General features: G+C 36.9%; 13 protein-coding genes and 1 tRNA gene. 10 read left to right on the forward strand and 4 right to left on the reverse strand.

Translation table 11 applies throughout. From position 1 onward, the window contains the following. Positions 1 to 78: 78 nt before the first annotated feature. Together ABGX27_00185 and ABGX27_00190 are read right to left on the reverse strand one after the other, a co-directional pair. The gene (locus tag ABGX27_00185) at positions 79 to 402 is read right to left on the reverse strand and encodes an HU family DNA-binding protein (GenBank protein MEO2067918.1); all 324 of its coding nucleotides are present in this window, start codon (positions 400 to 402) and stop codon (positions 79 to 81) included. Next, a complete protein-coding gene (locus ABGX27_00190; protein MEO2067919.1) occupies positions 399 to 1,862 on the reverse strand; it encodes a transposase in 1,464 nt (487 codons plus the stop codon). The genes ABGX27_00185 and ABGX27_00190 overlap by 4 nt, the downstream gene beginning before the upstream one ends. Positions 1,863 to 1,960: 98 nt before the next feature. Here ABGX27_00190 and ABGX27_00195 point away from each other — a divergent pair, with 98 nt between their 5' ends. The 7 genes from ABGX27_00195 to ABGX27_00225 all read left to right on the forward strand — a co-directional run bounded on the left by ABGX27_00195 (position 1,961) and on the right by ABGX27_00225 (position 6,990). Continuing rightward, positions 1,961 to 3,106, forward strand: a complete 1,146-nt coding sequence (locus tag ABGX27_00195; GenBank protein ID MEO2067920.1) for a DUF2586 family protein — start codon at positions 1,961 to 1,963, stop codon at positions 3,104 to 3,106. 4 nt (positions 3,107 to 3,110) lie between these two features. Then, entirely contained in the window at positions 3,111 to 3,560 is a 450-nt protein-coding gene (locus ABGX27_00200; GenBank protein ID MEO2067921.1) for a hypothetical protein, read from the forward strand. Further along, on the forward strand, positions 3,560 to 4,216 hold the full coding sequence (locus ABGX27_00205; protein ID MEO2067922.1) for a phage tail protein: 657 nt from the start codon (positions 3,560 to 3,562) through the stop codon (positions 4,214 to 4,216). Before ABGX27_00200 ends, ABGX27_00205 begins: the two co-directional genes overlap by 1 nt. A 1-nt stretch (position 4,217) precedes the next feature. After that, positions 4,218 to 4,913, forward strand: coding sequence for a phage tail protein (locus ABGX27_00210; GenBank protein MEO2067923.1), 696 nt, complete (start codon positions 4,218 to 4,220; stop codon positions 4,911 to 4,913). Between the two features lies 1 nt (position 4,914). Beyond that, positions 4,915 to 5,862: a hypothetical protein gene (locus tag ABGX27_00215; GenBank protein ID MEO2067924.1), complete on the forward strand. Its 948-nt coding sequence runs from the start codon at positions 4,915 to 4,917 to the stop codon at positions 5,860 to 5,862. Between the two features lie 14 nt (positions 5,863 to 5,876). Continuing rightward, positions 5,877 to 6,314, forward strand: coding sequence for a hypothetical protein (locus tag ABGX27_00220; GenBank protein MEO2067925.1), 438 nt, complete (start codon positions 5,877 to 5,879; stop codon positions 6,312 to 6,314). A 133-nt stretch (positions 6,315 to 6,447) separates the two neighbouring features. Continuing rightward, entirely contained in the window at positions 6,448 to 6,990 is a 543-nt protein-coding gene (locus ABGX27_00225; GenBank protein ID MEO2067926.1) for a hypothetical protein, read from the forward strand. 7 nt (positions 6,991 to 6,997) lie between these two features. Here the strand turns inward: ABGX27_00225 and ABGX27_00230 are convergent, their stop codons facing one another. Then, complete coding sequence (locus tag ABGX27_00230; protein ID MEO2067927.1) at positions 6,998 to 7,444, reverse strand: hypothetical protein; 447 nt, start codon at positions 7,442 to 7,444, stop codon at positions 6,998 to 7,000. A gap of 151 nt (positions 7,445 to 7,595) precedes the next feature. On the opposite strand from ABGX27_00230, the gene ABGX27_00235 reads away from it, so the two are divergent. Continuing rightward, a complete protein-coding gene (locus tag ABGX27_00235; GenBank protein MEO2067928.1) occupies positions 7,596 to 8,489 on the forward strand; it encodes a hypothetical protein in 894 nt (297 codons plus the stop codon). A gap of 198 nt (positions 8,490 to 8,687) precedes the next feature. On the opposite strand, the gene ABGX27_00240 is transcribed toward ABGX27_00235, so the two are convergent. Further along, positions 8,688 to 8,763: transfer RNA gene (locus tag ABGX27_00240), tRNA-Asn, on the reverse strand. A 93-nt stretch (positions 8,764 to 8,856) separates the two neighbouring features. On the opposite strand from ABGX27_00240, the gene ABGX27_00245 reads away from it, so the two are divergent. Both ABGX27_00245 and truD read left to right on the forward strand, forming a co-directional pair. Beyond that, entirely contained in the window at positions 8,857 to 9,363 is a 507-nt protein-coding gene (locus tag ABGX27_00245) for an HAD family hydrolase (protein ID MEO2067929.1), read from the forward strand. After that, positions 9,360 to 10,529, forward strand: a complete 1,170-nt coding sequence (gene truD / locus ABGX27_00250; GenBank protein MEO2067930.1) for a tRNA pseudouridine(13) synthase TruD — start codon at positions 9,360 to 9,362, stop codon at positions 10,527 to 10,529. Before ABGX27_00245 ends, truD begins: the two co-directional genes overlap by 4 nt. Positions 10,530 to 10,537: the final 8 nt, after the last annotated feature.

Raw genomic sequence — 10,537 nt, forward strand, 5'->3', positions numbered from 1 at the left:
TATCTCTCGCAATGTTCCCTTGCAAAGTGGACATTTTACTGTTTTTGTTTCTTTTGTTTCCATAGTTCCTCCTTTAAATTATTCATTTAACTTTTTCAATAGTTTTCTTGAAGCTTTGAACCTTATGGTTTTGTATCCTTTAAGTTCTACAGCTCCCTGCTTGGAAAACGGAGAGTTTATCTCTCTGCTTAGGAGTGAAATTCTGAATATCCCGAACTCTCTTAGTTTCACGGTTCTACCTTCTTTAAAGCATTCTTCTAAGACTTTTAAGAATGTGTTCAAGAAGTCTCTTGTAGTTTTACGAGTGAAGTTATAGCCTTTTTCGTTTAAGCGTTCTGTAATCATCGTTACTATGTCCTCTTTAAGAAGCGGTAAGTGGTTTGGTAGTTTTCTTGGGGTCATCGGTTCCTCCGTTTTTGATTGATGTTAGTGTTGGGGTTAGTGTTAGCGTTTAGATCTAAGTTGAAATGGCCGAAATTTGGGATATGGCCGAAATTGGCCGTATTTTCAATATGGCCGAAACTCCCTATATGGCCGAAATTGGCCGTATTCTGTAAGATGGCCGTATTTTGCTGGTTGGCCGTATTTTGGTTAGCGTGGAAATAAGCCTGCTTCTCCCCTTCATTCGGGGAAATATCTTTATTCTCCACTATCTCTTTTATTCTCTGATAAGCCCAAAGGTAAGCTTGAAGTCTTTGGAGTTTTTGAAGGTCAAAGTAGTCAAGATTTTTCTTCTTAGATAATCTTTCAAGTTCCTTTTGTAGTGAAAAGAGTTTAAAGTCTATTACTTGCTGGAATGTAAGTCTTTTCTTAAGTGCTAAGTAAACGAGTTCTAAGAGTTTGTCTGCAAACTTTATAAAGATTTGCTTGTCCTTTCTTCCATAGTTTAGGGTCTTTACTGTTTCTTTTAGAGGCTTTAGTGGAGAGTTTTCTTTTCCCGATAGCATATAAACCATATAGAGTAAAGCTTTGACTTCTGAGCGTGATTTATCGGTTTTGCGTTCGTTCCTTGAGATTCCGCTTTGCTCGTGGATTGCTCCCATTAAAACATAGCCAATAAATCCTTCTTTACTTATGAAGTTTGAAATGTCTAAGTAGTAAGAGATTAGCGTTGCTATTGTTTTGTCTCCAAAAGCTGGAAATGTTCTAAGGATTTCATAATCTTGGTGATTCTTAGCGATGCTTTCTATTTCTTTTTCTATTAGCTTTATGGTTCTAAGACAAACTTTTATCTTTTCAAGTTCTGCCATTAATAGGATACTTTCTACCGTTGGAGTGTCTTTTAGCCTTTCTTCTATTTCTCTTAGTGTTTTTTCTTTTAAAAGCTTTTTTCTACTTAAGATGTAGTAATCATTTTCAGGGAATACGTAGCATAGCATTTGCTTTAGTCTATTAACGGATCTGGTTAGGTCTTTGTTAGTTCTAATTAAGGTTCTTATAAGGCCTCTTAATGAGTGTTTTATTGGGTCAAACGGTAAGAATGCTTTTTGAAATTCCTTGTTATTTTGAAGTTTTGCTTGGGTAAACATTTCCCTAATAAGGTAAGCGTCAACAAGGTCATCTTTAGTCTTATTGTAAGACTTTCTAAAGCGTGAGTAAGCTTTTCCGTCTATTATTAAAATGTTTGGAGTAATCTTTAAAAGTTTCTTAGCATAGCGTAGCCCGTAGCTTCCCGTCTGTTCTAAGATGCAAGTATCCCCTTCTTTAATAGCTTCTTTTAAGTCCTTTATAACTTTTACTTTTTGAAGCTTTTTAAGTTTTAAGTTCCTAAGTGCTTTTTCATTTTCAGCGTAAATAAAAAAGCTTTCGCCGTCAAATAGCGTAATGTAATCTTTGGAGACATCTATTCCGATTATTTTCATTTTTTGCCCCCGAATGGAGGAGGAAGGGAAGCGTGGCATTATACGCTTCGCCTCTACAAACGAGGCATAATTCTTACCGCCTCTTTCCCTTCCCCTTGATGTTTTACGGCGGTTATAAGATAATTCCAACAACAGGAACAGGAGTCTTTATAACAGTTGGAGTTAAAGAAGCAGAAGGAAAAGCAGAAATAGGCAAAGTTTACAAACTATCTCTTATTTCGGATCCAGAAGCTCCAATTGAACTTTTTGGGAACGGAGAATATGCACATAAACTTTTAGATGCAGCATCTTGCGGTGCAAATATTGTCTTTGCTATTACTGCTAATTCAAATTCTACTGCTGACATCTTATCTGCAATAGAAGAATCAGTAGAACAATCTTTGGTGAATGGAGATGCAATCTTTGAAGGCATTATTGTAATGGTACCAGTTGACAAATCTACAGCTGCAGCAATTGGAAGCTATCTTTCAAGCCTTGTTTCTCGTCACATATACGCTTGGGCACTTCTTGAAGCAAGACCTAGAACAGAAGAAGAAAAAATGGATGACTATATAACAAACCTTATTTCTGAATGGGAAGGATTCATCCATCCAAGAGTAGCTGTTTCAGCATTTTATGCAACAATCACAAATCTAAAAGGAAACACCGGTTTTCGAAATGCCACTGGTTCTTTAACAGGACTTCTTGCTAGGGCAAAGGTTTCGCAGGACATTGGAGAAGTTGGAGCATATCCTATTCCAAATATTGTTTCACTTCCTGAAGACCTCAAGTATTCTCATATCTACGCTCTCGATCAGGCAAGGTTTATCACCGGTAGAACCTACGATGGCTATGCAGGCTACTACGTGACAAATCCCAACATGATGATGCCAGAAACTTCAGACTATGCTTTCATTTATGCCCGCAGAGTAGCAGACAAAGCAGCAAAAATTACGAGAAAGACAATTCTCCCAAGACTCAAAGGAGAAGTTTTACCGCCTGCAAACGATAACCCTGAAAGTCCAACAAAACCAACAAAATCTCCAACGATTCAGGAACTTAAAAGCTTAATAGAACACGCCCTTCACTACGGAATGTATAAAGAAGGAGAGCTCTACGGGTACAGAGTAATTATTCCTGAAGATCAGGATCTCTGGACAACGAGGAAACTAAACGTTCAAACAAAACTTGTTCCAACTCCTCACATGGACTGGATAACGGTTGATCAGTCTTTTGAAAACCCATTCCTGACAATTGGAGGATAACACTATGGCTTTGATGGTTAATGGTAGAGAGGTTGACTGGGGACAGGTTGAGATAGGAATAGCAGACTGTCCACAAACCCTAAAGGATCACATTATCGGCATTGAGTACGAAGATAAAGAAAATGTAAAACCAAGATATGGAAGAGGAAACGTTCCAATTGGCTGGACTAAAGGAAGATTTGAGGGAAATGGAAAACTCACCTTGACAGCCACAGGATTTCAAATTCTCATGGATTGGGTTAGAAGCAAAGGAAAAGAAAGAGTTTCACAAATACCGCCTTTTCCTATTGTCATAACATATCTCGATGACGAAACCAACGTAATGATGAAAGACACCATTCCTTCTGTAAAGCTTGATAACCCAAAGACCAAGGCAAATGAAGGAGATGAAAAGATAGACGTTGAAATCTCCTTCATCATTCTCCAGCCAATCAAGTGGAGGGAAAAAGTCTAATGATAGAAAAGTGGCTCTGGGAACTATTACCATCATCTTTTAAAACGTCTAATAAGGAACCAGAAGACACTGACATTTATAAACTTCTTGAAACTTGGGCAAGTGCAGCCGAAGGTTTCAGGCAATCTGCATTTTCTGCTAGACGCCAGAAGTTCCCAGAGCTTTCCGATGACAAAGTTCTCTATTTACTTGGAAAAGAAAAAAATCTTGAGAAGTTTCCTAACGAAAGTCTTGATGAATTTAGGGAAAGGATTAAGAAATCTGTCGCATTTTGGTTTCAAGCTGGAAGCGTAGAAACTTTAAAGGAAGTTCTAGATATTTATGGTTTTAAAAATGTTGAGATTAAAAGAGTTGAGGATCCGATACGTTGGGCAGAATTCAGAGTAGAAGTAACAAGCGAGAAAGAAATTACGCCAGAAACGAGAGATTTAGCTATAACAATAATTACCAAGCTAAACCCTGCACATGAGAAACTATCTGAAATTCTTCTTTCCTACCTTGCTACTGGATCTCTTCCTTTCACCATAGGACAGACTGCTGAGATTGAAACCTTTGTTGAGTGTCAAACAGACCTTACTTGGATGGCTACAGGTCAAGCTTCTTTTGCTGTCTCTTCGTTTGCTGAAACTGAAGCTGTAGCTATTATGGAGGCTTAAAGTGGCAGAAGGAAAAACTGTCATAACTTTGAATGGCTTAAAAGCTTTAACAGAAGCTTCAAGTATTGGTAAGCAAGTTAAACCTGTTTCCTTCAGAGTCTCTGATGCCGATATCGGAGAAATTTATCCAGGAATAGACATAAAAGATTTACCGAGTGTCTGGTATCAAGCTAACATTTCCGCTTATGTTCCAGTAAACGATTCAACCGTTCAGTTTATCTTGGACATACCAGAAGAATCTGCAACAAAGTATGGAAAAGTCTTTGGACTCTACCTTGAAGATGGAACTTTATTTGCCGTTGCAGTTCCTCCATACCCATTCCCGCCATTAATGCGTCAGAGGTTTAAAGTCCAATTTGTCTGGGAACAAATAGAAAGCGTAATGAATTTTGAGGATATCCCCTTCTATGAATTCGACCAAGACGTTGTTCACCTTGACGCTGTTTCAACTCTTTCCTTTGCGGTTTTTGACATTCAAGAGCATCTAACAGTCTTAGACCAGTTTAAAGCAGATTACTACAGGTTCAAAGGTTCTACTTCTGAAAAACTTTCTAACCATGAAGAAAGAATCTCGCTAAATGAACAAAAACTTTCTGATCATGAATTAGCGATTCTTGATATGTCAGCAACTTTTGGAAACCTGATTTTAGAAAACTCTTTGGAAATAGGACTCTTAAAGCAATACATAGGAGGTTAGTATGACTGTAAACCTTGCAGAAATTGGTCAAAAGCTTGATAGGTTGATTTACAACATGTCAGAACAGAATAAACGTGCTTATAGCGTTTTTTACGACCCGAACCCGCAAGATGTTGAACTTCCTCAGCTTGATGAAAACGGAAATCTTGTAACTGTCAAAATTCCGAATAGGGCGAAAATCCTTGCAGATTTTGAAACATGGAGAGAAGGGGCGAGAGGAGAATATCCAATAACTCCCAACCTTTTAAAGAACACAAGGTTTTTCAAATGGAGTGGAGAAGTTGTTGACTCAAGCTACCCATACGGTAGCAAAGATAACACGTGGTTTGACAATACCTTACCTCTATTTTGGGGCTGGTATAACTTCACAGATTCAAGCGGAGTAACTGGTGATACAACTTTTAAAGCAAAAACAATTCACGTGAAGAATACTTCTGCTTGGAACACTGAAGGTTTACCCTCGCTTGACCAAGTTCCTCTTGTAAGAAGCGATGGATACGGTGCGGAGTTCACACGAGCATTAGTTCTTGAAATATCAAGAACCCAAGGGGGAACTGTAATTCTTTCCCAGGACTGCTATAGGTATACATCTTGGCATGCAGGCGATTTCACTATTACAGAGAAATTCTACTTCGCAATTCTATCGAGAACTGGAGATATAAAACTCACCTTACCTGGTAATAGATTTCCTACGCTTTACCTCGGAGAAGAAGAACAGGGCGTATGGCATCACATCACTATACGTAGACAAGGCTTTGGGGGATGCATTCAAGGATACGTTTCCGGTTCTGGAACAATGAAAGTAGCCATTCTTTTACCTTTCGTGACTTTTGGTTACCTTCCAGATGATATGCACGTCTGGGCTGGCTACGTTGGATCAGATGCCACTGCATACTCGCATGGAGATTTAATCGTCTCCAGTTCTGCACTTGCTAAAGAACCATGGTAATAGGGAGGAATGAAATGGAAAAGGTAGAACTTTTCACAACAGATGGAAAAAAGATTGGAGAATTTGAGTCAATAGAGTCTTTAAAAAAATTGGATTATCCACTTCCAGAAAATCTTGATACTTCTCCCATAGCAAAAGCAGTAAAACTTTCTATTTCTTCCATAACTGATTCTTACATAAACCAAAAACTACAAGAAATAGACGAAGACCTTGCAGACATAACAAGTGAAGCATCCGTTATTGAAGGAAGGATCCTCTACATAGCAGCAACAGAAGGTATTGTCTTAGACATCAACGAAACTAAACAGAAAATAGCTCTATTTGTAGCTGGAGCTTACACACAAGAACAAGCCATTTCAGATCTTCAGGCGAAAGGACTATCAGATAAAGCTATTCAAAAAGTTCTCCCACTATTAGCTCGTGGAGCAGAGATAGCAAGAATTCTCAATTAGAAGGAATCTATCTGGGATAAGGAAGCAGAGCTTGAATCCAAAATTGATTCCATGAGCCTTGAGGAATTACTCCAGCTTGATGTGAGAAAACTCTGTGAAACTGCTTATGATGAAATCCCATTAGAGGTGTAGTGTGAAACCTTTACGGTTCGCAAGTTTTGACGGACTTAGCTTTCTATCAAAAAACATCAAACTTTGGACACGTTCAAAAGATTCTCATACAGCAGTAGTTGACTATGAAAAAGGCTGCCACATAGAAGCATGGGGCAGTCTTCCTCACGTTCATTGGAGATATTCTGATTTTTCAGCACACACACCAGGAACGCCATACGAGATCTGGGAGCTCCAGGTAGAAGATGAACAGTATGAAAGAGCTATGAAGTTTTACAGATGGTTGGCTGATAGGAAATTTCCTTACAACTATCTCGGAGTCATCGGTTTTGTTATTCCATTTTTTACCAGCAATGGAGGCTTTTTCTGTAGTGAAGGATGTTGGGAAGGATTAGTCTTTGCTGGAATAGCACCAAAGGATATTCCTGGATGGAAAGTATCTCCCGACCGTTTTAAGGATCAGATAAAGCTACTTGGAGCAAAACTTATCAAGAAATCAAAAATACAAAAAAACAACAATAAAAGGATGGGCGGAGAACCCATCCTTTCTTTGACTCAAAATTAAACAATTTTTAACACTTTGATTTTTTCCTTATATATAACTTCAATGCCTCTTTTAAAACCTGCCATGAAGGTTTGCTTTCCATGATCCCAAATGCACGAGCCTTTTTCCATAATTTTTTTACTTCTTTTTCCTTGTTGTCAGGAATTTGAATTTGTAGATATTTCTTAGACACATTTGAACTCTTCCTTTTAGAAGAGCCACTATTATGCTTATTACGATAGAAGGATAATAACCCTTTACTTCTAACATCTTTGATAATAGTTGATTTCTTTACAAATAGAAATAGATACATTAACATTTCTTCACCCCCATAAAAAAAATTAAAAATAATTAGCTCAACCATTTGTTCAGTGAAATTAGAAAATTTAACTGGAAACCTTAGAGACAAACTAACACAAAGGCTTTTAGTAAGAGTTAGCTTTTTTTGAAACTTTGTATTTAATATTTTTTTCAAACTATAACTCTACCAATTAAAAGTAGAACATCTAATAAGAAAGCTGATGGATCATGATTAATACCTATAAACCATGATTTACCAGTAGCTGACTAACATGATTTGATATCATTTAAAAGCGTTGAGTTTCTGGCGATGTGGGATAGTTGGAATGGAACAGAAGAGAATCACTTTTAAATACAAAGGAGAGTTAGAGGATATCTCAGCTCCTGTGTTACTTCAATCGCTTTTAGGTTTTATCTCTTTAATTGAACAAGTAAATGAAGAACTTAGAACGGGTAAGAAACTCAATATCCGCATATCCTCAACTCGCAAAGGTAGCTTTTTAGTAGACCTTAACCTTTTGCTTGATACTTTGGATAAAATCCGAAGTCTCTTTAATAACCTTGATGCCCAAACTCTTGAAAAGATAACATATACCATTGGTGCCATTCTAATGGTAAAGAAACTTCTTAAAGGGGAGGAACCTAAAGAAATAAAGGATAAGGGAAGTAAAGTTGTAATTATTAGCGGTGATAATAATACTATAGAAATAGACAAAACAATCTACCGAATGATCTCTTCAAGTGAAAGGATAGATAAATCTATTAAAGACACCTTTGAACCCATAGTGGAAGAAGATAACATATCTGGTGTTGAAATAGAAGAAGTAAAAGAGAATGAAAGAAGGAAGTTATTCCAAATATCAAAGTCAGAAATATACTACGTTATAAAGACAAACCCGCTTCTTAAGGAGGAAACGAGGAGACTCTTTCTTGAGAAAGAAGAACTCGTAGTGCTAAAAGTTGTTTTCGCTAAAGAACGGAAATGGGAGTTTGTTTACAAAGGGAATAAAATTTCAGCTTACATTGAAGATGATTCTTTTTACGAAAATTTGATAAACCGCAAATATTCTTTTACCGTAGGAACAAGATTAATTTGCGATTTGGAAATTATTCAAGTTCTTGATAAGGAGTTAGGTATTTACGTCAATAAGGAATACATAATTAAAAAAGTCCATAAGGTTCTTCCTCCTCCAAAGCATCCAGAGCTTCCGCTAAGCTAAGTGTTTTGAAAAAGGTTAACAGGACATATATGTCACGTTTCATCATGGGATACACGAAAAATGGAACAGATAACTTTTATAATGTGCTAATATTGATTGAGGGATTTAGCTTTGCTGAAATGTGATATGTCATGATATATCATGACACGTTGTTTCATTTCTTCTCTTTTCTTCAATTTCTTTCCCGAAAAATAAAAATGGCTCCCCGGGCCGGGCTCGAACCAGCGACCTGGTGGTTAACAGCCACCCGCTCTACCAGCTGAGCTACCGGGGAGCTTTGCTGAGACATAATATAGGAAGACCACTTGGAGGTGTCAAGGGGTTTTGCGAAAATTTTGCTACAAATTTCAAAAACTGGAGGAAAGCTTTGAAAAAAGCTATCTTTCTAGATAGAGATAACACATTGATAAAGGACGATGGATACATTCACGAACCGGAAAAGGTAGAACTCTTAGAAGGAGTTCCTGAAGGGCTAAAGCTCCTAAAGGAAAAAGGATACCTTTTAATTGTTGTTAGTAATCAATCAGGAATCGGAAGAGGATACTTTGAAGAAAAAGATTTTCACGCAGTAAATAGAAGGCTACAGGAACTCTTAAAACCTTACCATGTTCAAATAGACGACTTTTTCTTCTGCCCTCACCACCCTAATGATAACTGTAACTGTAGGAAACCTAAAACTGGTATGGTTGAAAAAGCAGTTAAGAAGTGGAACATTGATCTATCAAAAAGTTTTGTTATTGGAGATAAAGAAATAGATGTTATGTTAGCCTTTAACTCTAGATGTAGAGGAGGAATACTAGTAGGAGAAAAACCTTTTGAAAACTTCTTTTTAGCAGCTAAGCACATTGTAGAGTTAGAGGAGGAAGAAGCGTGAAACTCTACACAAGAATAAAAAGAGAACCTAAGGATTTTATCGTAGAGGAAATACCTATACTCTCACCTCAAGAGAGTGGGAACTACTGGTTTATAAAGCTTAAAAAGTCTAACGTTTCAACTTTAGAAGCACTAAGAATTATCTCAAGATTTCTAAAAGTTCCACTAAGAAAAGTTGGATTTGCAGGTTTAAAAGATAGATACGCTATTACTAAACAATATTTAACTATACCTTGCGAGTTTGAAGTAGAAAACAAGTGTTTCAAGTTTGTTAAAAACCGTTTTGTAGAGTGTAGCTCTGTAAATTTTGAGAAAGAAATGGGTTTCTGCATAGAAATTTTAGGAAAAGTTAACCGTCCTTTAACTTTGGGAGATTTAAAAGGGAACAGGTTTACGTTAACAGTTAGAAACTTTGAAAAGAACTTAAGAGAAAGGTTTTACAGAAACCTTGAGATAGCAAAAAGGTTTGGTTTTCCAAACTACTTTGGAGAACAGCGGTTTGGAAGCGTAAAAAGCAGAGACGATTTTGTTCTAAGGTACATTTTACGGGGAGACTACGATAGTGCATTAAGGAGTTACTTCTTTGGAAAATCTTCTGTCGATTATTGGGGAGATTGGAGAAGACTTTACAAAACTCTCTCTCCTGCTCTTGAAGAGTACGAAAAAGACCTTATAAGAGGTTTGATGAGAGGATTAACGCCTGAAAAAGCATTTAGAATTCTTCCTAAAAATGTAAGACTAATGTTTAACTTTGCTTTCCAGAGTTTTTTATGGAACGAGACTTTAAGGGAATACATTGAAGCAAAATATCCTTTTGAGAGAGTCCCTTTTATAAATAACTGGAAGCTTAGCTATTACCTACACGTTCACGATATTGAATATTTAAAAGAACTTCAAATTCCTTACACAGGAAAAGAACACAAGATAAAAGATCCCGTTCTCAAAAAAGCAATTAACAAAGTCTTTAAAAAGTATGAAGTTAAAGAGGAATGGTTTGACAAAGAAGCTGGAGGAATGATTGTTATGACCGATGGACTAAGAAAAGCAATAGTATATCCCAAAGATTTTAAGGTATTAGAAAAAACAAAGAGAACAATCAAAATAAGGTTTTCCCTCCCCTCAGGAGCTTATGCAACAGTTTTAATGAGATTTTTACTTAAAGTGTAGAGAGAATT

Source organism: Desulfurobacteriaceae bacterium (assembly GCA_039832905.1).
Taxonomy (GTDB): Bacteria; Aquificota; Aquificia; order Desulfurobacteriales; family Desulfurobacteriaceae; genus Desulfurobacterium.

Bases quoted from the DNA above. Each gene is read 5' to 3' on its own strand.
- ABGX27_00190 (MEO2067919.1), bottom strand. From the start codon at position 1,862: ATGAAAATAATCGGAATAGATGTCTCCAAAGATTACATTACGCTATTT.
- ABGX27_00205 (MEO2067922.1), top strand. From the start codon at position 3,560: ATGATAGAAAAGTGGCTCTGGGAACTATTACCATCATCTTTTAAAACG.
- ABGX27_00195 (MEO2067920.1), top strand. From the start codon at position 1,961: ATGTTTTACGGCGGTTATAAGATAATTCCAACAACAGGAACAGGAGTC.
- ABGX27_00235 (MEO2067928.1), top strand. From the start codon at position 7,596: ATGGAACAGAAGAGAATCACTTTTAAATACAAAGGAGAGTTAGAGGAT.
- ABGX27_00200 (MEO2067921.1), top strand. From the start codon at position 3,111: ATGGCTTTGATGGTTAATGGTAGAGAGGTTGACTGGGGACAGGTTGAG.
- ABGX27_00215 (MEO2067924.1), top strand. From the start codon at position 4,915: ATGACTGTAAACCTTGCAGAAATTGGTCAAAAGCTTGATAGGTTGATT.
- ABGX27_00185 (MEO2067918.1), bottom strand. From the start codon at position 402: ATGACCCCAAGAAAACTACCAAACCACTTACCGCTTCTTAAAGAGGAC.
- ABGX27_00220 (MEO2067925.1), top strand. From the start codon at position 5,877: ATGGAAAAGGTAGAACTTTTCACAACAGATGGAAAAAAGATTGGAGAA.